A 23,261-nucleotide genomic window follows, 5' to 3' on the forward strand; every position below is an offset into this window, starting at 1 on the left:
CCACTTTCACGAGCTTCGGAAAGTCATGGGATTTACTGATTCTAGGGCCGCTTTATCGATCTGAAGTCCCTGATCGAATTCGCCGCTTGTGGTGCAGGGACTTCAGATCGGCGGTATTAGCCTGAACGCGTCGCCGTTAATCGACGTCCTCCACTGCGCCAGGCGTGGTGCCAAAGGCGCGCTGCGCGAGCGTTGCCGCCATGAACTCGTCGAGATCACCATCAAGCACACCCGAAGTGTCCGACGTATGGACGCCGGTGCGCAGATCCTTGACCATCTGATAGGGCTGCAAGACGTAAGACCGGATCTGATGGCCCCAGCCGATGTCGGTCTTGGCAGCCTGATCGGCGGCGGCCTGCTCCTCGCGCTTTTTCAGTTCGATCTCGTAAAGCCGCGCACGCAACATGTCCCAGGCCTGTGCTCGATTCTTGTGCTGCGATCGCCCGGCCTGGCAGACCACCGCAACGCCGGTCGGAATATGCGTCAGCCGCACCGCAGACTCGGTCTTGTTGACATGCTGGCCGCCGGCGCCTCCCGAGCGCATCGTATCGGTACGCACGTCGGATTCCTTGATGTCGATCTTGATGCTGTCGTCGATGACCGGAAAGATCGCCACGCTCGAGAACGACGTATGCCGCCGCGCGTTGGAATCGAACGGCGATATCCGCACCAGGCGGTGCACGCCGGCTTCGGTCTTGAGCCAGCCATAGGCGTTATGACCTGAAATCTGGATGGTCGCCGACTTGATGCCAGCTTCTTCACCCTGCGACTCCTCGAGATATTCCACCTTGAAACCGTGCTTTTCAGCCCAGCGGGTGTACATCCGCAGCAGCATCTGGGCCCAATCCTGGCTTTCGGTGCCGCCGGCGCCAGCGTGAACCTCGAGATAGGAATCAAAGCGATCGGCCTCACCCGACAACAGCGCCTCTAGCTCGCGCCGGGCGACTTCCTTCTTGAGTTCCTTTAGCGCCGATTCGGCCTCGGCGACGACAGCCGCATCGTTCTCGGCCTCGCCGAGCTCGATCATGCCGACATCGTCATCAAGCTCCCGTTCGACCTTGCCGATCCCGGACAGCGCATCCTCCAGCGAGGTACGCTCCTGCATCAGCTTCTGTGCCTTCTGTGGATCGTTCCAGAGGTTGGGGTCTTCAGCGAGCTTGTTCAGCTCAGCCAGCCGCGCGGTGGATTTTTCAACGTCAAAGATGCCTCCTCAGCAGCCCGACTGACTGCTTGATCTCTTCGACGAGGCGTTCGACTTCGGCGCGCATGATTCTCTGATCCGTTAGTCTAATAGGTCGTGCAACGTCCGCCCGATGTAGCGGCGGACGTCGCAAAGCGCAATGCAGCTCTGAATAGTTTCCCCGCAGTCTCTAATACAATCCGCCGGTGCCGGGACGGAACAGGCCGCGATCGGCATCGGGCGGTTGCTGCTGCGGGTAGACCGGCCGTCCGTCCGGATCGCCGATACCGATGGCGGAGGCGTAATTATCCGGCGGCGCCGTTCCCGGCTTGAAAGCTTCGAGGATGGTTCGACCAGTGTCGCCCGGCCCGACGCGCATACCGGTTTTGGCGTCGACACGGACCAATTTGATGCCGGCCGGGATCTTGAACGGAACGGCCGGTTTGTCGGCGAGCGCCATCTTGAGAAAATCGCGCGCGATCGGCGCAGCCAGGTGACCGCCGGTCGCGGCGTTGCCCCGGCCGAGCGGACGCGGTTTGTCGTAGCCGAGATAGATGCCGACCACGATGTCGGGCGAGAAGCCGATGAACCAGGCGTCCTTCGCCTCGTTGGTGGTGCCGGTCTTGCCAGCGATTGGCTTGCCGACTTCCTTGAGGACGGTCGCGGTACCCGCCTGCACCACACCCTCCATCATCGAGGTGATCTGATAGGCCGTCATCGGGTCGAGCACTTGCTCGCGATGGTCGATGAGCTGCGGCTCCGGCTGGTTCTTCCAACCGCCAGGCGCATCGCAGCCGCGGCACTCGCGGGTATCGTGCCGGAAGATGGTGTGTCCATAACGGTCCTGAATACGGTCGATCAGCGTCGGCTTCACGCGCCGTCCCCCGTTGGCGATCATCGAATAAGCCGTGACCATCCGCATCACCGTGGTTTCACCGGCGCCAAGCGCATACGAGAGATAGTTCGGCAGCTCGTCATAAACGCCGAAGCGCCTGGCATATTCGCCGATCAGCGGCATGCCGATGTCCTGGGCGAGCCGCACGGTGACCGTGTTGAGCGACAGGCGCAGGGCGTTCCGCAGCGTGGTCGGCCCCCGGTACTTGCCGTTGGAGAAGTTGTCGGGACGCCACACGCCGCCACCCTGCCCCTGGTCGATTTCGATCGGAGCGTCCATCACCTCGGTCGAAGGGGTATAACCATTGTCGAGTGCGGCCGAATAGACGATCGGTTTGAATGAGGAGCCCGGCTGGCGGTAGGCTTGGGTAGCACGGTTGAACTGGCTCTGATCGAACGAGAAGCCGCCGACCATCGCAAGCACGCGGCCCGTCCACGGATCCATCACCACCATCGCACCGGACACTTCCGGCAGCTGGCGCAGCCGGTATTGACCTTCGACCGGATTGCCGTCCTTGAACAGCGGGTCGGCATAGATCACATCACCGGGCGACAGCACCTGCGACACCGCTGTCGGGCTCCGGCCCTTTGTCGGTCCCGAGGTGGCCTTAGCCCACTTCACTCCTTCGAGCGTGATGATCCCGGTCTGCCGTTCCTTGCTCACGGCGCCACCAAGCTCGCGCCCGGGCTGGAAGCCGATGCGCGCTGACTGATCGCTGGTTTCCAGGACCACCGCCATCCGCCACGGCGATATGTCCGAGAGCGATTTGACGTCCGCGAGCTTCACACCCCAGTCGCCGGAAATGTCCAGCTTGCTCATGGCGCCGCGCCAGCCCTGCGCCTCATCGTAATTCACCATGCCCGCGGCCATCGTCTTGCGCGCCATCACCTGGATCTTCGGATCGAGCGTGGCGTGAACGGACAGGCCGCCTTCATAAAGCTTCTTCTCGCCGTAACGTTCGAAGATGTCGCGGCGGACTTCTTCGGCGAAATACTCGCCCGCAAAGGTTCGCGCGCCGTTGGAACGATTGGTGACGATCAACGGTGACTTGCGGGCCTTCTCAGCGTCAGCCGCGCTGATCCAGCCGTTTTCCAGCAGGCGATCGATCACATAATTACGCCGCTCGACCGCACGATCGTGGTTGCGTACCGGGTGGAGCGCAGCCGGCGCCTTCGGCAGCGCGGCAAGGTAGGAAGCTTCGGCAATGGTGAGTTCATTGACCGATTTGTCGAAATAGACGAGCGAGGCCGCAGCAATGCCATAGGCGCCAAGGCCCAGATAGATTTCATTGAGGTAAAGCTCGAGAATTTTGTCCTTCGAATAGGCCCGCTCGATACGCATCGCCAGCAAGGCTTCCTTGATCTTGCGGGTAAACGAGACCTCGTTGGTCAACAGGAAGTTCTTGGCGACCTGTTGGGTGATGGTAGAGGCACCCTGTGGCCGGCGGTTCGAGCCGAGGTTCTCCGCGTAAAGAATGGCCGCGCGAGCCATGCCTGAATAGTCGATGCCGCCGTGCTCGTAGAAATTCTTGTCCTCGGCGGCGAGGAAGCAATTGATCACAAGCTTCGGAACCGCCTGGATCGGCAGATAAAGACGCCGTTCCTTGGCATATTCGCCCAGAAGTGAACCGTCAGCCGCCTGAACACGCGTCATCACCGGCGGCTCGTAATCCTGAAGCTGTGAATAATCCGGCAGATCCTTGGAGAAATGCCAGATCAGCCCAGCGACGGCGGCCACGGCCACGAGGAACACAACGGTCCCCGCGGCGAACAAGAAACCCAAGAACCGCACGAGCAAGCGCATATTCCAAATTCCGTTTAGTCCGTGCACCGAAAAGACGGCGTCTTCCAGGAGGTATTCCCGCTTCCCGCCATCCGTGGCCGGTGCCGGATTTATCGCGATGGCTTTATCATACGCCGCCGCTGGGCGAATTGTGTCGATTCCTTGAGGCTTCGCGCCGTTTTATAAGGCGGTCGCTGTGGCCAAACTAGGGCCTGTGGCTTCACCAATCCGGCCTGATTAGTCTTGCGGTTCACCTCAGTTCCCATTGCCGGCTGTCGCCAATCGCTTGGCGAAGAACATATCGATGGCGTGCGCCACCGACCCCACCGTTCGATTGCGCCAACTATCGGACTGCAGATGCTCAAGGTCGTCCTTGTTGGAGACATAGCCGAGTTCGACCAGAACCGATGGCACGTCCGGCGCCTTGAGCACGCGGAAGCCGGCCGACTTGAGCGGGTTCTTGTGCATTCTGGTCACGCTCTTCATCTCCCCCATCAAGAGACGCGCGAAGCGATTGGAGAAGGTGCGGGTTTCGCGCTGGGCAAGATCGATCAGGATATCGGCGACGTCCGTGGGTTCTTCGGTCAGGTTGACGCCGCCAATTGCGTCGGCCTTGTTCTCGGCTTCGGCCAGCTTTTCGGCCTCCGCGTCTGACGCGCGATCGGACAAGGTATAGATCGAGGCTCCTTGTGCATCGCCCTCGCGGCGCGGCAAAGAGTCGGCGTGAATGGAGACGAACAGCGAAGCCGACTGGCCGCGCGCAAACTTCACTCGATCGTCGAGCGGGATGAACGTATCGTCGGTACGCGTCATCACGACGTGATACTTGCCGCTTTGCTCGATTCGGTCGCGCAGCGCGAGCGCAAAAGCCAGCACCAGCGTCTTTTCACTGACGCCATCCCATTGCGTTCCATTGTCAGGGCCGCCGTGACCGGGATCGATCACGACGACCGGGCGCTTATCCGGGGGTGAAGGCGGCGCAGCCGGCTCGTCCAGCTTCGCCGGGACCGCCGCTGCCGGCGCCTCATGGGGCTCGGCAATCGCTGGCCTGAGTTCGGGGCGGCTTGCAGGTGCCAGCGACTGGACGAAGGCGGCCCGGTCAACGGCTTCCAGTTCCAGCACAAGCCGCGGCGGCTGGCCGTTGGCTGCCGCCAGAACCGAAGCGTTGGAAATCTTGGCGGGTCCCGTTAAGTCAAAAACAATACGTGAGCCGCCCGGCATCACAAGGCCGTAGCGGAAAGCCTTGATCAGTCCTCGACCCGCGGCGCCGATCCCCGATGGAAGCTGAAACGTAACCTGCGGAATGTCCACGACCACCCGATAGGGATCGGCAAGGGCAAACGCCCGGACCGGAATCGACTGGTCAAGATCGAGAATGAAACGGGTCTGCTTCTCGTCACCGGCCAAGCGCGCGCCGGAGGCGGTGGGAAAATGGGCGGAGGCGGCAGGTTTCGGCGGCTGGGTTTCGACCGCAGCGACTCGGGCAGTCAGCGGCCACAGAAATGCTGCGGCGCACAATATCGCAAAACCTGCCAGTCCAGGGTGATTTGCGCGGTTCGCCAACGAATCCGTGCCTCCGAGCGGCTTTCTTACCGCAATAGGACCGCAGGGTTAATCAGGCCTTACGGTTTTCGCCACCGAAAAGAAGCAGATGTGACCGCTAGGCGACGCCTCCCTTGCGGGGAACGGCCGATCCACGTATGTATGTGTTGCTGACGGCCAAAATTCACGGTTGTGTCGCGTTCAGCCATCCGGTGCAGCGCAGGAAGCTCCAGCAAAGAGATTCCGGCGTCTTTCCGGGCGCTTCTGGAGCCAGCGCGAGCCGCGCGGCCGACTGGGGCGACGGTTTCAAGCACGGGCGGTGTCCGCTCCCAGGTCACCAGCTTGTTCCCGGGACGGTTCGAGATTCGACGTGACCGATTATCGGACCCAATGGTCCCGATAGAGGATGGAAGCGCGCGCTTGGGCTTTATCGGCCTGAGCCTTCAGCGACCGACAAAGCGGCATTTTCGCCGCCAAAGATTTACTCAGACGGGCCGACGCTTAATGCGCCAGACTGTGTTGCCGGCACTCCAGGGACAAATACCGCTGATGCGGGGCGCAAGCCACGCAGGACGTGGGCCGTCCCGGGAAACCTGTTCGGTAGGACGCGCCGATTGGCGTTTCGGCCTTCCCCTCACCCCCGAATCAGGTGGACCGTCGCGTCACCCGGCCGCGCAAGTTGCGCGCGCCGCCCTGCGCGCCCGCCGCCGTCAAGAGTTCCAAAATGCCCAACAAGATGCTTATCGATGCCACCCACCCGGAGGAGACCCGGGTCGTCGTGGTCCGCGGCAATCGCGTCGAAGAATTTGATTTCGAGACCGCGCAACGCAAACAACTGCGCGGCAACATCTATCTGGCCAAGGTCACACGGGTCGAACCGTCCCTGCAAGCGGCCTTCATTGAATACGGCGGCAACCGCCACGGCTTCCTGGCCTTCAGCGAAATCCATCCCGACTATTACCAGATCCCGGTCGCCGATCGTCAGGCGCTCATCGAAGCCGACGAGCGCGCCCACCGCGAGGCGGAGGAAGAGTCCGAAAATCGCTCCAGCCGCCGCCGTTCGCGCCATCGCAGTTCGCGCCGGCGCGGTCACGGCGAGCGCATTCAGAGTGGAATCGTCGAGCCGCATACCGAGGCGTTGCCGGAAGAACTGCATGATGCCCACGCCGAGGAACATCATCATGACGACCACGCCGGCGACGAGCACCACGACGAGGCCGAACACCCCGAATTTCACGAAGAAGCGGCGTCTTACCACGATGAACACGACCACCCGGGCCATGACGACGATCATGGCCATGAAGCCGGTCACGCTCATGCCAATGATGAGGTGGAGCCCGCTGCCGCTTTGTCGGCACAAGCGCTAGAGCCGACCGCCGAGCAGCAGCCCGCAGCCGTGGATATTTCCGAGGCCTTGCGCGAGACCGCCGAGGATGGCGCTCACGAAGACGATGCGCATCTCGATCATGCCGATGCGCCCGGGACCGAGGAAACGGAAACCGAACACGCCGCTCATGACGACTTTTCTCATGCCGAGCATGCCGCCTCCGTTGACGAGGTACACGCGGTCGCCGACGGTGGCGAAGCGGGTGCCGAGGAAGACGACTCCGGTGAGATCGAGGAAGTTGTCGAATCCGTCGGCGGTGACGACGTGCTGGAAGAAGTTCCGGAACGGCCGTTCCGTCCGCGCCGACAATACAAGATCCAAGAAGTCATCAAGCGCCGCCAGGTCATGCTGGTGCAGGTCGTCAAGGAAGAACGCGGCAGCAAGGGCGCAGCGCTGACCACCTACCTGTCGCTCGCCGGCCGCTACGCCGTGCTGATGCCCAACACCGCTCGCGGCGGCGGCATCAGCCGCAAGATCACGTCGGCGCAGGACCGTTCGCGGCTGAAAGAGGTCGTGCAGGATCTCGATGTGCCGGAGGGCATGGGCATCATCCTACGCACGGCCGGCGCCTCCCGGACCAAGCCGGAGATCAAGCGCGATTTCGAATACCTCATCCGGATGTGGGAGACGGTGCGCGACCTGACGCTGAAGTCCCAGGCGCCAACGCTGGTCTACGAGGAAGGCTCGCTGATCAAGCGTTCGCTGCGCGACCTCTACAACAAGGAAATCGACGAAATTCTGGTTGCGGGCGAAGCCGGCTACCACGAAGCGCGCGACTTCATGAAAATGCTGATGCCCTCCAACGTGCGCGCGGTGAAGCAATACCGCGATGGTCAGCCGCTGTTCTCGCGCATGGGCGTTGAAAGCCAGCTCGACGCGATGTTTTCGCCGACCGTGCAGCTGCGATCAGGCGGATACATCGTCATCAACCAGACCGAGGCACTGGTCTCGATCGACGTCAACTCCGGCCGCTCGACGCGAGAGCACCATATCGAGGACACCGCGCTCAAGACCAATCTCGAAGCGGCCGAGGAAGTCGCCCGACAGCTCCGCTTGCGCGACCTCGCCGGGCTGATCGTGATCGACTTCATCGACATGGACGAGAAGCGCAACAACCGCGCGGTCGAACGCAAGCTGTCCGACTGCCTGAGGCAGGACCGGGCGCGCATCCAGGTCGGACGCATCTCGCATTTCGGCCTGTTGGAAATGTCGCGCCAGCGCATCCGCGCCAGTGTGCTCGAAAGCTCGACCGAACCTTGCCCGCAATGCGGCGGCAGCGGCCACGTTCGCTCGGTGTCATCGGTGGCGCTGCAACTGCTGCGCGGCCTGGAGGAAGTGCTGATGAAGGGCGCGACCCACAATCTGGTGGTGCGCACCCGGACCGATGTGGCGCTGTACGTCCTCAATCACAAGCGCGGCCACCTGCGCGATCTCGAGAACTCGTTCAAGGTCAGCCTTTCCGTGATCGCCGACCCGACCGTGAGCGGACAGCAGTCTTACATCATCGATCGCGGCGAACAGGTGCACACGCTGGAGGCGGCCAAGGCACTGCTTGCCACGCAAGCCGCGGCATCGCCTGCACTGACCGAAGAAGCCTTCGACGAGGAAGAAGAGCCGTTCGACGTCGAGACGGAATCGGAAGTGGAAACTGAGGAGACCGAGGGTCTCTCCGCCGAAGCGGCGGAGAACGGCGAAACGACGAGCGAGGGGCCGCGACGGCGACGGCGGCGGCGCCGGCGTGGCCGCGGCGGCAACGGCGAAGCCCGTGAAGGTGGAATGCCGCGTGAGGAAAACGCTTTCGCCCAGGAATCCGTCGCACCGGCTGAAGCCGACGCCGGCGACGAAGACGAGACCGACGAAGATGAAACCGGCGAACAGGCAAGTCAGCCCCGCTCCGATCAGGCCGGCGGCGGTGAGCGGCGGCCGCGCCGCCGCGGCCGCCGCGGCGGTCGCCGCCGGCGCGGTGGAGCGGAAGAAGGTCTTGCCGGATCGATCGCCGACGAGCTCGGTCCCGTGCAGGCCCCGGAAGTGGAAAACGCGGTGGCCGATTTCGACGAGGTGACCTCGCAGCCCTCGACGACCGCGACCGAATATGAAGCGCCCGCTTTCGAAGAGCCGGCCGCCGTGCAACAGCCGGCATCTCCCCCGCCCGAGTCCGAGACGCACGCAGCAGAGTCCGACAAGGGCGTCAGACGGCGATCGACCGTGCGTGAAAAGGTAAGCTTTTCGAGCCACGGGCCGTCCGAGCCGGACACGGCCGTGCCTCAGCAGCCCGAACCGTCGGTCGGCGCCGACACACCAGCCGAGGCGGCAGCTCCCGAGGTAACGACGGAACCGCCGCCGAGACGTGCGGGATGGTGGTCCCGGCGCTTCGGCGGAGGTTAGACTTCCGCGGTTTCACGATGAAGAACACCGCCCGGCGAATCCGGGCGGTTTTCTGTTGTCCGAACTCCGGCGCGAGCCTGAGCCTCTTTCGAGCGACGCGGATACCGGTCGGCGCAAAGAAGTCGCGTCAAAACAAAAATTCAGAACCCGCGTCAAGAAGCCGAGGCTTTAGTCTACCCGGTCGTGATCGCCGTCTCGACGTCGCTGGGATCGATCTGCTGGTTCAACCTCGCATGCAGCGTCGCGTGGTCAAGCTCCCCCTCCCACCACGACACAACAATGCAGGCAACGCCGTTGCCGCACAGGTTGGTCAGCGCGCGGCACTCGCTCATGAACTTGTCGATGCCGAGCACGATCGCCATCCCCGGCACGAGGCGCGGGTCGACCACGGCGAGTGTGGCGGCGAGCGTGATGAAGCCGGCGCCGGTGATCCCGGAAGCGCCCTTGGATGTCAGCATCGCAACCACGAGGATAGTGATCTGCTGGCCGAGCGTCAGATCGTAACCGAGCGCCTGCGCGATGAACAAGGTCGCCAGCGTCATGTAGATGTTGGTGCCGTCGAGATTGAACGAATAGCCGGTCGGCACCACGAGGCCCACCACCGACTTCGAACAGCCGAGCCGCTCGAGTTTTTCCATCAAGGACGGGAGCGCGCTTTCCGATGAGGACGTGCCGAGCACGATCAGAAGTTCGTCCTTGATATAGGCAAGGAACTTAAAGATCGAAAAACCCAACATCCGTGCGATGATGCCGAGCACAACGATCACGAACAGCGCCGCCGTGACGTAGAACGTAGCGATAAGGCCCAGCAGGTTGACAATGGCGCCGGTGCCGAACTTGCCGACGGTATAGGCCATCGCACCGAACGCGCCGACGGGTGCCGCCCGCATCACGATCGAAATCACGCCGAAAACGGCGTGTGCCGCATCGTCGATGAAGGAGCGCAAGGTGTGGCCGCGCTCGCCGAGTGCCATCAACGAAAAGCCGAACAGGATCGAAAACAGGAGAACCTGCAAAATCTCGCCGCTGGCAAACGCGCCGACCACCGTGTCCGGGATGATGTGCAGCAGGAAATCGACGCTCTTTTGATGCTGCGCCTGCTGCGCGAATTTCTCGACCGCCTGCGCATTGGCCGCCACGCTGCCAAAACCCGCGCCGGGCTTCACCAGGTTTCCGATCACAAGCCCGATGAGAAGTGCAAATGTCGAGACGATCTCGAAATAGACCAGCGCCTTGATGCCGATGCGGCCCACCTTCCTGGCATCCTGAATGTGCGCAATGCCGGATACCACGGTGCAGAAGATGATCGGCGCGATCACCATCTTGATCAGCTTGATGAAACCGTCGCCGAGCGCCTTGACCCATTCGCTGGTCGCGAACTCCTGAAACTTCCAGCCGACAAGCGCGCCCAGCACGATGGCGATCAGCACCTGGATATAAAGAATCCGATACCAGGGTTTCGCCGCGCGTACTTGGGCGGGTGCGGTTACTGTCGTTGACGCCATCGAACTCATTCCCCTCCTCTGCCTTCTGGAAGCGAAAATCTATTGCGCCCGCCGAGTCAATGGCGCCCGCGCATTTTAGCCGGTGTGGCGTCTGCGGCCTTTCAATGCCGCCGCGAGGTCTTCGAAAGGTCGTCAGGGCCGAAGCCGCACCCCGTGGCCGCTAAAGCGCGATGAGACTGGGTTGAATCGCCGTCGCGCTTTAGCTCTTTCATCGCGCATGATTTTTTCGGAATTCGCTACACACTTCTCCGGATCATGCTTCAGCGTCCATTCAACCAGCGCGCGATGCGCTCCACCGCCTCGCGCATTTCCTCGGCCGAGCGCGCGTAGGAAAAGCGGATGAACTGCCGGCCGTGAACCGGATCGAAATCGACGCCGGGCGTCGCTGCGACGCGAGCCTTCTCCAGCATCTCGGCAGCGAACTTCAAACTGTCGGAGGTGAAGTCCGACACGTCCGCGTACAGATAGAAAGCGCCGTCTGCGGGGAGGAATTTGGTGAGACCGGCGCGCGGCAGTCCCTCGATCAGGATACGTCGGTTTTCCAGATAGCCGCGCTTGATTTCTTCCATTTCAGCGCCGCCGTCGAACGCCGCCTCGGCCGCGATCTGGGATAACGTCGGCACCGAAATGGCGAGGTTCTGCTGGAGCCGCTCGATCGGCCGCACCAGCGGCTCGGGTACCACCATCCAGCCGACGCGCCAGCCGGTCATGCAAAAATATTTTGAGAAGGAATTGATGACCAGCGCCCTGGTCGAGAGCTCGGCCGCGGTTACAGCTGGAAAGGCGTAATCCAGCCCGTGATAGATTTCATCGGAAATGAATCGGATGCCCGCGCTTTCGGCAGCCGAAATCAGGCCGCTCAGCGCCTCCCGCGACATCATGGTTCCGGTCGGATTGGCCGGACTGCCAATCAAGACTCCCTTGAGCGGCGCCCTTCGATGCGCAGCAAGCAAGACCTCGCCCGTCAGGGCATGGCGCGTCTCGCTTGACGTCTCGATCAGCACCGGCTCGCATCCGAGCGCGGTGAGAATATGCCGATAAGGGGGGTAGCCGGGAATCGTCACCGCGACCCGGTCGCCTGGTTCGAACATGGCGAGAAAGGCCAGAATGAAGCCGCCGGAGGAACCGGTAGTGACAACGATTCGCGCCGAATCGACGGTAACGCCGTAACTCTCGCGGTAATGGCGGGCGATCCGCTTGCGCAGGCTTGGGGTTCCAAGCGCGGAAGTGTAATCGATGCGGCCGGCGTCCAGCGCCGCATGGGCCGCCAATATCGCGGTTTTCGGCGCCGATGCTGCCGGCTGGCCGACTTCCATATGGATGACGTGGCCTCCGCCCGCTTCGATCCGGCTTGCGGCCGCCATCACATCCATCACCATGAACGGCGGGACGTCGCTGCGTCCCGACGCTGCCGTCAACAGGTCTTCGGTGCGGTCTCCAAGTATCGCTTCAGGCATCGATATCTGCTATTTCGAGGTGTGCCCCAGACAAGCCTTAATCGGCGGATTGGTAGGGCATATCGCGTATCGGACCCGCCGCCAATCACTAAAGACCGCTGATGCCGCTCACATTCGCTCCCTGCCGGATCACGACGAAAATCACGGCCTTCGCCACCGCGATCGCCCTGCTTGCTGCCCCCGTGGCGGCGCTGGCCCAGGAACAAAAACTGGCGATCCTGCGCGATACCGAGACGGAAAATCTCTTGCGCGATTATGCAAAGCCGATCCTGCGCGCGGCGGGCCTCGAAAGACAGAACATTCAGGTCACAATTATCAACCAGCCGCAGTTCAACGCCTTCGTCGCCGACGGTCACCGCATTTTCGTGAATCACGGCGCACTGCTGGAATCGAAGACCCCGAACCAGATCATCGGCGTGCTCGCGCACGAAACCGGCCATCTTGCCGGCGGACATCTGGCGCGAATGCGCGAACAGCTGGCCACGGCGCAGACGCAGATGATTATCGCGATGCTGCTCGGCGCCGGTGCGCTCGCGGCGGGCTCGCGAAGCATGTCGAACGGCAATATCGGCCTTGCCGATGTCGGCGCGGCGGCGATCAGCGGGCCGCAGAACATGATCATGCGCAACCTGCTCGCCTATCAGCGCACGCAGGAAGAATCGGCCGACCGCGCGGGGGTCAAATTCCTCACCGCGACCGGTCAATCCGCCAAGGGCATGTACGAGACCTTCAAGCGCCTCAGCAACGAGAGCCTGTTTTCCTCCCACGGAGCCGACCCGTATTACATGTCGCACCCGATGCCGGCCGAGCGCGTCGCGGCGCTGGAGGAGATCGCGCGCACCAGTCCCTATTGGGACAAGAAAGACCCGCCCGCGCTGCAGTTTCGTCACGACATGATGCGCGCCAAGATTTCCGGATTTCTGGAACGGCCGGAGACGGTTTACCGGCGCTATCCGCTGTCGAATACCAGCTTGCCCGCCCGCTATGCGCGCGCGATCTCGACCTATCTCCATGGCGATCTGAACAGTGCGGTCAGCCAGATCGATTCGCTGATCCAGGCCGAACCCAACAACCCGTATTTCTACGAACTCAAAGGCCAGGCCCTGACCGAGGGCGGCCGGCCTTCGGAAGCATTGGCGCCGCTGCGCAAAGCGGTGGCTCTTTCCGACAAGGCGCCGCTCATCGAGATTTTACTTGGTCAGGCGCTCGTGGCAACCGACAACAAGGCCTATACTGATGAGGCTATTTCGATCTTGCGCAACGCCACGGTGCGCGAAACCGAGCAGCCGCTCGCCTACACCGAACTGGCCATGGCCTACGGGCGAAAGGGTGACTTTGCCGAGGCCGATCTCGCATCGGCGCAGGCAGCTTTTTTGCGCGGCGACAACAAGACCGCGCGAGAGCTTGCCACCCGGGCAAAGACCCGCTTTGCCGTCGGCACCCCCGGCTGGGTCAAGGCTGACGATATCGTCGCAGCAAAGCCGACTGGAAAGAAGGACAACTCGTCGCGGTTTCAGTTTCACGTAGGCCCCCAGGATCGAACCGACCACCAGGATTCCGAGGCCGGTCCGCAGAACATCCAATAACCCGCTTGAAGAAAAACCCGTTCAAAAGGAATGACCGATGTCGCCGCTTCGCCTGCTCTCCCCCGCTTTATTCGCGCTGGCGATCGTCACAGCGCCGCCGGTTGCCTCGGCGCAAACCTTCTCGGAAGGCCAGCGCGATGCGATCGAGTCCATCATCAAGAATTACCTCATCACCCATCCCGAGGTGCTGGAAGATGCCATGGCGGAGTTGAACAAACGACAGGCCGCCGCCGAAGCCGAGAAACACGAAGCGAGCGTGACCGAAAACGCCCAAGCGATCTTCAATTCGCCGCGTAACGTCACCCTCGGCAACAAGAACGGCGACGTCACCTTCGTCGAATTCTTCGATTACAACTGCGGCTACTGCAAGCGCGCTATGGCTGACATGCTCGATCTCTTGAAGACCGATCCGAAGCTCAAGGTGGTGCTCAAGGAATTTCCGGTGCTGAGCCAGGGTTCGGTGGAAGCTGCGAAAGTCGCCGTCGCCGTGCGGATGCAGGATTCCGGCGCCAAATATCTCGACTTCCACCAAAGGCTGCTCGGCGGTCGCGGACCGGCCGACAAGGCTCGCGCGCTTGCTGCTGCGAAGGACGCCGGCCTCGATATGGCCCGCATCGAAAAGGATATGGCAGGTCCTGAGGCGCGCGCCACCATCGAGGAAAACTTCAAGCTTGCCGAGTCGATGGGCATGAACGGAACGCCAAGTTACGTGATCGGAAAACAAGTGATTGTTGGCGCCATCGGACTCGATGGCCTGAAGGAAAAGATCGCGCTTGCGCGCTGCGGCAAAGCGACCTGCTGAGGCACCGATCGACGCTTCGATAGAAAAGGCCGGCGTTTTCCGCCGGCCTTTTCTTTGGAGATTTCGCGGCGCTGCGGTTCATCACGCATTCATCAAACAAAAGCGAGGGAACCGGCGAAACCCCGGAACATCACCCAATCTCCTTTCGTTGTCGGGCGGGCAGTGCAAACTTCGTGAGGAGGAATTTGATGAGTAATCGTTGGATGATTACTGCGGCCGCCGCCGCGCTCATTGCCGGCAGCGGCTTCGCTTATGCACAAACCAATATGGGCCGTGAAGGCGGCACCGCCGGCGGCGCGGGCATGCACCAAGGTGCGTCACCTTCCACCGGCGCGGGCCATGAAAGTTCGGCGGGCATGAAATCCAGCCAGCAGGCCGAGCATGAGCAAAAAGGGTCTTCGACCAGTCGCAGCGCCCAACGAGAAACGAAAGGCGCCGAAAAGCGCACCGTCGGCCAGAGCGCGGCGAGCGAAAAATCTGCTGGTGAGAAATCCTCGCAAGAAAACAAGAGCGACCGTTCGAAGGGCATGAGCTCGCAGAATGAAGAAAAAGGCGCGACCAGCAAGAAGGCCGAGGAACGCAACGAACGTAACGGCAACATGAAGGCCGAAGGTCAGCAGCATAACGGCAACATGAAAGCTGAAGGCCGCAACGGCAATATGAATGCACAAGGTGCGAACGGCAATGCGACGGCCCAAGGCAACCGCGGCGGGGTAACGACCGGCCAGGCTGGTGCTGGCGCCAAGCTCTCATCCGAGCAACGCACCAAGATCACGTCGATCATCCACGGCCAGCACGTGGCGCCCGTGAACAACGTCAACTTCCCGGTTTCCGTCGGCACCCGCGTGCCGGGCGGCATCGGCTTCCATCCATTGCCGGCCGAGATCGCAACGATCTATCCGGAATGGCGAGGATATGAGTACTTCCTCGTTCGCGACGAAATCGTGGTGGTGGATCCGCGGACCCTCGAGATTGTGGACGTGCTTCCGGCCTGATCTTGAGCCAAGGACTTCGCGAATCCGGGGCGGGTCCTTGCGACCCGCCCTTTTCTTACCAAAACGAATGCCTACGGCTGCAACAGGGCCCCAGGAGGCCCGCCCTTGATTCATGGTTAATCAATAGTTTCTGCCGATTCTTGGAGGGTTTTTCACCAGATGGATGAGGCATTTGGGAGTCCTGCGACCCGGGCTTAAGGCTTCCCTCCCGCCCCTTAGTTACCTATAACCGCGCGACATCAATCGTATTGCCAGGACCGGGATGGCCGACATCGAAACGATCTACGTGCTCAATGGCCCGAACCTGAATCTCCTCGGAACCCGCGAACCGGAAACCTATGGGCGTGCCACGCTGACAGACGTCGAGAAACTTTGCGCGGATACGGCCGCCAGATACGGCTGGAAGGCCGATTGCCGGCAGTCGAACCGGGAAGGTGAACTGATCGACTTCATTCACGAAGCCCATGCCAAAAAGGCCGCTGGCATCGTCATCAATCCCGGCGGATATTCGCATACATCGATCGCCCTTCACGACGCGCTGCTCGCGGTGAAGGTTCCGGCGGTCGAAGTGCATGTCAGTAATATTCATGCCCGCGAGAGCTTCCGTCATCACTCTTTTACCGCCAAGGCGGCCTTCGCTGCCCTTGCGGGCTTCGGCGTTGACGGGTACCGCCTTGCAATCATCGGCCTCGCGGCCAAGCTTGGCGTCCGGGCCACGTCCTGACGCCAGGTAGACTGGAATTGACGTTCGCTACCCTGGATCCCTTAAGTCACGACAAAGAGAACCTTCGGATCGAAATCATGGCGCGCCAGCCGGACGATAAAGCAGCCGAAAGATTTGCAACCAGCGACGGAGCGCTCATTCGCGAACTCGCTTTGCTGCTGGACGAAACCAGCCTGACTGAAATCGAGATCGAACGCGCAGGCCTGCGGGTGCGCGTGGCGCGCAATTTCAGCATCGCCACCTCAATGCCTGCGGGAGCACCATATGCAACACATGCACCAATGGCTGCACCAGCGCCGATCCCCACAGCCGCCGCAACGACCGACTTTAGCAAGCATCCCGGCGCCGTCCCATCGCCGATGGTCGGCACGGCCTATTGGGCGTCCGAACCCGGCGCAAAGCCCTTCATCGAAGTGGGCGCCAAAGTGTCGGTCGGACAGACGCTGCTGATCATCGAGGCCATGAAAACGATGAATCAGATTCCTTCGCCGCGGGCCGGCACCGTCACGCAAATTCTTGTCGAGGATGGCCAGCCCGTGGAATTTGGCGAGCCGCTGGTGATCATTGAATAGCGATTGGTGAATAGCGAATAGCCAGGAGTGTACTCGCGACTCCCTGCCCGCCATTCGCCCCCGAAGGACACCATGTTTGACAAGATCCTGATAGCCAATCGCGGCGAAATCGCACTGCGCATCCTGCGGGCGTGCAAGGAGCTTGGCATTGCATCGGTCGCGGTGCATTCCACGGCCGACGCCGATGCAATGCATGTCCGCCTGGCGGATGAGAGCGTCTGCATCGGCCCTCCGCCGTCAAAGGACAGCTACCTCAACATTCCGGCGCTGCTCGCGGCCTGTGAAATCACCGGCGCTGACGCCGTGCATCCGGGCTACGGCTTCCTGTCGGAAAACGCCCGCTTTGCCGAAATCCTCGCCGACCACAATCTGCATTTCATCGGACCCAAGGCCGAGCATATCCGCCTGATGGGCGACAAGATCGAGGCCAAGAAAACCGCCAAACGGCTCGGCATTCCCGTGGTGCCGGGTTCCGACGGCGCGGTCGGCGTCGGCGACGAAGCGATGGCGATTGCGCAACAAATCGGCTTTCCGGTGCTGGTGAAAGCGGCGGCAGGCGGCGGTGGCCGGGGCATGAAAGTCGCCCAGACGGCTCAGGACCTCGCACTTGCGCTGTCGACGGCCGCGAACGAAGCGAGATCCGCCTTCGGCGATGCTTCCGTCTATCTCGAGAAATATCTCCAGAAGCCGCGCCATATCGAAATCCAGGTGCTGGGCGATGGCCGCGGCGGCGCCATCCATCTCGGCGAGCGCGACTGCTCGCTGCAACGGCGGCATCAAAAGGTCTGGGAAGAAGGGCCCTCGCCCGCGCTCGACGCCGCCGCACGTGCCAAGATCGGCGCTACCGTCGCGAAAGCAATGCAGGAGATGAAATATCTCGGCGTCGGCACGGTGGAGTTCCTCTACGAGGACGGCGAGTTCTATTTCATAGAGATGAATACGCGCATCCAGGTCGAGCATCCCGTTACTGAAATGATCACCGGCATCGACCTCGTGCTGGAGCAGATCCGGATCGCCGCGGGTGGCGACCTGCCGGCGACGCAAGACGAGGTGATGATCAACGGCCATGCCATCGAATGCCGCGTCAACGCCGAAAACCCCGTCACCTTCCGCCCGTCTCCCGGCAAGATCCTGCAATATCATCCGCCGGGCGGCCTTGGAGTGCGGATCGATTCCGCCGTGTACCAGGGATATGTGATCCCGCCTTACTACGACTCGCTGGTCGGCAAGTTGATCGTGCACGGCAAGACCCGTACCGAGTGTCTGATGCGGCTGCGGCGCGCCCTCGACGAAATGGTGGTCGACGGCATTGAAACCACGCTCCCCCTGTTTCGGGCACTTGTGCGGGAGACCGACATTATCGACGGCGATTACCATATCCACTGGCTGGAGCAGTATCTCGCCGGCCAATCGGCAAGCTGACACTGGCGGTTTTCGGCAGATGTGACCGAAAAGTTCCGTTCCTGGAACCAGAAGGCGGCTCAAAATTGCCTTGCACGTGGCGGTCGGTCGAGGTTTCCTCAGGATATCTTGATCTTTTCCAGCGCAAAAATTCAAACGACCGGCACGAAACGGCGCGGCTCGCTTGGGCAAATCCTGCTGCTCGCGGCAGGATTCCTGGTGCTGGTCGGGATCAGCGCATTGTCGGTCATCCTTGTCGATCGCGCCCGCGAAGACAACGACTGGGTCGTGCATACGGTTGAGGTCGAAAACCAAATCTCGACCTTGCGGCTGCGCATTCGGACGACTGAAAGTGCTGCGCGCGGCTACCTTCTCACCGACGAACAGCGTTTTCTCGACGAATACCTGGCCGCAGCGGCCAATGTGCGTTCGGATATCGACAAGCTGATCCAGCTGTCCGGCGACAACCGGGTCCAGATCGCCAACGCCAGTGAGCTGCGGACGCCAGTTGAGGCCCGCCTTGACGAGTTCGCAAAAGCCATCGGATTTGCCCAGCGGCACGACACGGCCGGGGGCATCGAGCTGTTGCGCTCATCCGATTCGGGCCGGGCGACGGAACGCATCAACGATGTCGCCAGCCGGATGCGGGCAGAGGAAGAGCGGCTGTTCGCGCAGCGCACCCAAACCGCAGACCGCACCGAGCGCTTTGCCTCCATCGTAACCGTCGCGGGCTCCGGTCTCGTCGTGCTCCTCGCCTGCATCTCCATATTTCTTGTGCGGCGGTCGATCCGCGCCCGGGACCAGGCCGAGGCACAGCTACGCGATGCGAATCTCAACCTCGAAGCCACGGTGGACGAGCGCACCGCCGACCTGCGCGAGGCCAACAACGAGATTCAACGCTTCGCCTACATCGTCAGCCACGACCTGCGCTCGCCGCTGGTCAACATCATGGGTTTTACCAGCGAGCTTGAGGAACTGCGTAACGAGATATTTAAACGGATCGCCGCGCTTCATGCTGCCGCGTCGCAAAACCCGGCCTTGCCCGCGGCGGCAAGGGACACGGAGCCGACGCTGGATGCCGAAGACCAGCAACGGCTCGCGTATTTTTCCGAAGCGCTCGAATTTATCAAATCGTCGATCGCAAAAATGGATCGGCTGATCTCAGCCATCCTCAGCCTCACCCGGGAGGGACGGCGCGAATTTCGACCGGTCCGGATCGACACGCGCGAGCTGATCGAGGCAATCGTTACCACGGTCGCTCATCAGGCGGCGGAGGGACAGGCTGAGATCCATATCGAACCGCTCCCCGAGATTACCAGCGACCGCCTCGCGCTGGAGCAGATATTCTCCAACCTGATCGACAACGCACTGAAATACCTCAAACCAGGTGTTCCCGGAAAGATCTTCATACGGGCGCGCACCAAACTCGGCTATGCAATCTTCGAGATCAGCGACAACGGCCGCGGCATCGATCCGAAGGATCACCAGCGCATTTTCGACCTTTTTCGGCGCGCAGGTCCACAGGACAAGCCAGGCCAGGGAATCGGCCTTGCCCATGTCCGCGCCCTGGTGCGACGGCTTGGCGGAACCATGTCGGTCACATCGGAACTTGATCAAGGAAGCACCTTCACAGTAACCCTTCCCATCAACTGGAACGCCAACAGACGGAACAGGGAGCCATGAGCGCAGCGGTCACCATCATCATGATCGAGGATGACGAGGGTCACGCCCGTCTGATCGAGCGCAACATCAGGCGATCCGGTGTCAATAACGAAATCGTGCCGTTTACAAGCGGCACAGCAGCCTTACGTTACCTGTTTGGAAACGACGGTTCCGGCCTGGAACGCAAGGGAGACGCGCTCCTGATCCTGCTCGACCTCAATCTTCCCGATATGGGCGGGATCGAGATCCTGCAGCGCGTGAAGGAGAACAAGCACCTCAAGTCCACCCCGGTCGTGGTGCTGACCACGACCGACGATTCCCAGGAGATCAAGCGTTGCTATGAACTCGGCTGCAACGTCTACATCACCAAGCCCGTCAACTACGAAAGCTTCGCCAACGCCATTCGCCAGCTCGGCCTGTTCTTCTCGGTCATTCAGGTGCCCCCTGCCGCCACATGAACGCTGAGACGCCGACACTCCTTTACATCGACGATGACAAGGCACTCGCGCGCCTCGTCGACCGCGGCCTGACGCGGCTCGGGCTGAAGGTCGTCCATGCCGAAAACGGCGACGAGGGACTGAAACGCCTCGCGCAAGGCGGCATCGACGTCGTTGCACTCGATCAATACATGCCGGGTCTCGACGGGCTGGAGACGCTGGAGCGGATTCTGGCCATTCCGAATGCGCCGCCGGTTGTATTTGTCACAGCGGCCCAGGATTCCAAGATCGCGGTCACGGCGCTGAAGGCCGGCGCCGCCGACTACCTGGTCAAGGACGTGCAGGGCGACTTCATTCCCCTGCTTCACGTCGCGGTGGAAGGCGCGTTCAGGCAGGCGCGACTGCAAAAGGCCCGCGACGAGGCCGAAGCCGAAGTGCATGCCGCCCGTGACCGTTTTGCTGCGCTCGCTGCCGAACGCGAAGTGCTGCTGCGCGAGGTCAATCACCGGGTTGGCAACAGCTTGCAGATCATCGCCTCGCTGCTCCACTTGCAGGCAAGCTCGGCCGTCGAAGATGACGTCAAGGCCGCGCTCACCAATGCCATGGGTCGTGTCGCCGCGGTAGCGCAGGTCCATCGCCGGCTTTACACATCGCATGACCTGAAAAGCGTGTTGCTCAATCAATATCTCGACGCCCTGCTCGAGGATCTCCGGCGGTCGGCCGAGGGCAACAAGATGTCGCGGCTGACACTGAAGGCGGCACCGATCGAAATCGATCCCGACCGGGCTGTCGCGATCGGCATCATCGTCAACGAACTGGTGATGAATGCGGTGAAATACGCCTATCCCGACGGCGCCGGCCCGATCCACGTCGATCTGGTCGCGCACGACGACGAACTCGTGCTGTCGATTGCCGACAACGGGGTCGGCCTCAATGCCAGGACCGATCCCCGCTCGACCGGCATGGGACAACGGATCGTCGCTGCAATGGCTGCCAAGCTTGCTGCAACGGTCGAGCGCGACCCCGACCATAAGGGCACCCGGATCGTGCTGTGCTTTCCCCGCACGGCCAAGAGCCCGGCGAAGCCGAGCCTCAAGGCCGCGAGCTAGTATCTGTTTCACGGACATTGGCTTTGCGGGCCACTCGTCTCGCCTGCTATCGTCAGGCCATGACCTCGCGCGACGCATCCGGTACGGGCTCCGAAATCACCCCCGAAGTGCTGCTGCGGGCCTATGCCTGCGGGATTTTCCCGATGGCCGAGAGCGCCGACGATCCAAGTCTTTTCTGGGTCGAGCCGGAAATGCGCGGCGTGATCCCGCTCGGCGGCTTTCGCATCGCTTCGCGCCTGGCGCGCACCGTCCGCTCGGACGCGTTCACGGTGACCGTGGACCGCGCCTTCAAGGCCGTGATCGCCGGCTGCGCCGCGCCGCAGCCGGGCCGCAACGACACCTGGATCAACCAGCGCATCCGCGATCTCTATCTCGGGCTGCACGACCTGGGCCACGCCCACAGCGTCGAGGTATGGCAGGGTGACGATCTGGTCGGCGGCCTTTACGGCGTCAATCTCGGCCGCGCCTTCTTCGGCGAAAGCATGTTTCACCGCGCCCGCGACGCCTCGAAGGTGGCGCTCGTGCATCTGGTCGCCCGCCTCATTGCCGGCGGGTTCGAGCTGCTCGACACGCAGTATGTGACCGAACACCTGCGCCAGTTCGGTGCGATCGAAATCCCGCGCCGCCGCTACATCGCGCTACTCGAAAAGGCGCTCGAAGGAAATGCGGACTTCAACAGGCTGCCGGCCGATCCGCCGCTGAGCGGCGCGCGCGCGCTGGAAATCATCGCCGCGCGAAGCTAACGCCTTTTATTGCCGGAAAATACCGAACAGGCCGCCGGACTCCTGCCGCTGTGGCGGCGGAGGCGGCTCTTGCTGCTGCTGGTACTGCGGCGGCGCCGGCCGCGTCTGTTGCGCCTGTCGGGGCGCCGGCTTCCTCGGTGCGGGTGCGGGCGCCGGCTTGGCCGGCGGCGGCGCCGCATCGGTCTGCACGTTGGCGACGGTCGTGTCGGGCTCCTTGCAGTTGGTCAGCCAGACGTCGTAGATCGGATGCTCGACGCCATGCAGGCCGGGGCTTGCGGCAAACATCCATCCTGAAAAGATCCGCTTCACCTCGCCCTGCAGGGTAATCTCATCGACCTCGACAAAGGCATCGGTGTTGGCGGCCTCCGTCGCCGGGCGCGTGTAGCAGGCATCGGTCTTCACGCGTAGCGCACCGAACTGGACGGTCTCGCCGATATCTTCATCGAAATTGATGACGCGGCCGGTGATCTTGTCGAGGCCCGAAAAGCTCGCCTTCTTGTTGACGATCTTCTGCGCTGGCAACTCGGTCACCACTTCATCGCCGGGCTGGAGCGAGGCGGGAGCTGGCGGGGCGCCATTCTGCGGCGGATGCTGTCCCGGCGGAACGTTGGCGCCGGGCGGCGCGGTCGCAACGCCTTGACCGGGCGGTGGCGGAACGGTGCCGGGCCGCTGGTTTGGCGGCGCCATGGCCGTCCCCGGCGGAGGAGCCAATGGCTGCGACGTCACGGCTCCCGGCGGCGGCACGCCCTGTCCCGGCAGGGGCCGCGTCGGCAACAGACGGCCGCGCGGCAATTCCGGCACTTCCTCTTCGTCGTCGGGTACGGGCTGCTGCTGGCCACGGGGCACGCTGCCCGGCGGTCGCGGCTGATCGGAAAAGATATTCCCGATCTGCGCGTGCGCAGGCGCAAGCGAGATGGTGGCGACGGCGACAATGGCCGCAAAACCGGTCAGCAGAAGAGTTCGGATCATCTCGCAGATTTTACAAGCGAATCGGGCGGGTCGCACGAAAAAGCGACCGCCGCACGTAACGGGTTCGGTTAACACGTCGAATAAGGCGGGGAAAGGGCGGCTTTCAGCCGCGTCCGGCCTGGCGCGGG

17 protein-coding genes are annotated in these 23,261 nt (G+C 62.2%); 11 read left to right on the forward strand and 6 right to left on the reverse strand.

Translation table 11 applies throughout. From position 1 onward, the window contains the following. Positions 1-136 precede the first annotated feature (136 nt). The 3 genes from prfB to NEZ08_RS08030 form a co-directional block, all read right to left on the reverse strand. Positions 137-1,268 (reverse strand): peptide chain release factor 2 gene (prfB, locus tag NEZ08_RS08020; RefSeq protein WP_298106067.1). Its coding sequence is split into 2 segments (ribosomal slippage): positions 137-1,198 and positions 1,200-1,268, totalling 1,131 coding nucleotides; the frame shifts between segments, so codons are not numbered across the junction. Between the two features lie 102 nt (positions 1,269-1,370). After that, positions 1,371-3,878, reverse strand: coding sequence for a penicillin-binding protein 1A (locus NEZ08_RS08025; protein ID WP_298106069.1), 2,508 nt, complete (start codon positions 3,876-3,878; stop codon positions 1,371-1,373). 234 nt (positions 3,879-4,112) lie between these two features. Beyond that, positions 4,113-5,420 carry an N-acetylmuramoyl-L-alanine amidase gene (locus NEZ08_RS08030; protein ID WP_298106071.1) on the reverse strand — a complete coding sequence of 436 codons (1,308 nt, stop codon included), beginning with the start codon at positions 5,418-5,420 and terminating at the stop codon, positions 4,113-4,115. A gap of 703 nt (positions 5,421-6,123) precedes the next feature. On the opposite strand from NEZ08_RS08030, the gene NEZ08_RS08035 reads away from it, so the two are divergent. Beyond that, positions 6,124-9,171 carry an Rne/Rng family ribonuclease gene (locus tag NEZ08_RS08035; protein ID WP_298106072.1) on the forward strand — a complete coding sequence of 1,016 codons (3,048 nt, stop codon included), beginning with the start codon at positions 6,124-6,126 and terminating at the stop codon, positions 9,169-9,171. 173 nt (positions 9,172-9,344) lie between these two features. Here the strand turns inward: NEZ08_RS08035 and NEZ08_RS08040 are convergent, their stop codons facing one another. Beyond that, positions 9,345-10,676 (reverse strand): dicarboxylate/amino acid:cation symporter, encoded by a 1,332-nt coding sequence (locus NEZ08_RS08040; protein WP_298106074.1) that lies wholly within the window; start codon positions 10,674-10,676, stop codon positions 9,345-9,347. A 260-nt stretch (positions 10,677-10,936) separates the two neighbouring features. Further along, positions 10,937-12,133, reverse strand: a complete 1,197-nt coding sequence (locus NEZ08_RS08045) for an aminotransferase class I/II-fold pyridoxal phosphate-dependent enzyme (protein WP_298106076.1) — start codon at positions 12,131-12,133, stop codon at positions 10,937-10,939. A 101-nt stretch (positions 12,134-12,234) separates the two neighbouring features. On the opposite strand from NEZ08_RS08045, the gene NEZ08_RS08050 reads away from it, so the two are divergent. From NEZ08_RS08050 to aat, 10 genes are all read left to right on the forward strand, one after another. Further along, complete coding sequence (locus NEZ08_RS08050) at positions 12,235-13,719, forward strand: M48 family metalloprotease (RefSeq protein WP_298106078.1); 1,485 nt, start codon at positions 12,235-12,237, stop codon at positions 13,717-13,719. Between the two features lie 37 nt (positions 13,720-13,756). Further along, entirely contained in the window at positions 13,757-14,521 is a 765-nt protein-coding gene (locus NEZ08_RS08055; RefSeq protein ID WP_298106080.1) for a DsbA family protein, read from the forward strand. Between the two features lie 203 nt (positions 14,522-14,724). Beyond that, on the forward strand, positions 14,725-15,516 hold the full coding sequence (locus tag NEZ08_RS08060; RefSeq protein WP_298106082.1) for a DUF1236 domain-containing protein: 792 nt from the start codon (positions 14,725-14,727) through the stop codon (positions 15,514-15,516). Between the two features lie 262 nt (positions 15,517-15,778). Continuing rightward, positions 15,779-16,240: a type II 3-dehydroquinate dehydratase gene (gene aroQ, locus NEZ08_RS08065; protein ID WP_298106083.1), complete on the forward strand. Its 462-nt coding sequence runs from the start codon at positions 15,779-15,781 to the stop codon at positions 16,238-16,240. Between the two features lie 77 nt (positions 16,241-16,317). Beyond that, positions 16,318-16,812 carry an acetyl-CoA carboxylase biotin carboxyl carrier protein gene (gene accB / locus NEZ08_RS08070; protein ID WP_298106084.1) on the forward strand — a complete coding sequence of 165 codons (495 nt, stop codon included), beginning with the start codon at positions 16,318-16,320 and terminating at the stop codon, positions 16,810-16,812. Positions 16,813-16,884: 72 nt separating this feature from the next. Beyond that, a complete protein-coding gene (accC, locus tag NEZ08_RS08075) occupies positions 16,885-18,234 on the forward strand; it encodes an acetyl-CoA carboxylase biotin carboxylase subunit (protein ID WP_298106085.1) in 1,350 nt (449 codons plus the stop codon). Positions 18,235-18,342: 108 nt separating this feature from the next. Next, a complete protein-coding gene (locus NEZ08_RS08080) occupies positions 18,343-19,896 on the forward strand; it encodes an ATP-binding protein (protein ID WP_298106086.1) in 1,554 nt (517 codons plus the stop codon). Then, the gene (locus NEZ08_RS08085; protein ID WP_298106087.1) at positions 19,893-20,333 is read left to right on the forward strand and encodes a response regulator; all 441 of its coding nucleotides are present in this window, start codon (positions 19,893-19,895) and stop codon (positions 20,331-20,333) included. The genes NEZ08_RS08080 and NEZ08_RS08085 overlap by 4 nt, the downstream gene beginning before the upstream one ends. Further along, complete coding sequence (locus NEZ08_RS08090; RefSeq protein WP_298106088.1) at positions 20,330-21,421, forward strand: response regulator; 1,092 nt, start codon at positions 20,330-20,332, stop codon at positions 21,419-21,421. The genes NEZ08_RS08085 and NEZ08_RS08090 overlap by 4 nt, the downstream gene beginning before the upstream one ends. Positions 21,422-21,480: 59 nt before the next feature. Further along, on the forward strand, positions 21,481-22,164 hold the full coding sequence (aat, locus tag NEZ08_RS08095) for a leucyl/phenylalanyl-tRNA--protein transferase (protein WP_298106097.1): 684 nt from the start codon (positions 21,481-21,483) through the stop codon (positions 22,162-22,164). Positions 22,165-22,170: 6 nt separating this feature from the next. On the opposite strand, the gene NEZ08_RS08100 is transcribed toward aat, so the two are convergent. Continuing rightward, positions 22,171-23,133 (reverse strand): DUF2155 domain-containing protein, encoded by a 963-nt coding sequence (locus tag NEZ08_RS08100; RefSeq protein WP_367278389.1) that lies wholly within the window; start codon positions 23,131-23,133, stop codon positions 22,171-22,173. Positions 23,134-23,261 lie beyond the last annotated feature (128 nt).

The organism is Bradyrhizobium sp. (genome assembly GCF_027451485.1).
GTDB lineage: Bacteria > Pseudomonadota > Alphaproteobacteria > Rhizobiales > Xanthobacteraceae > Bradyrhizobium.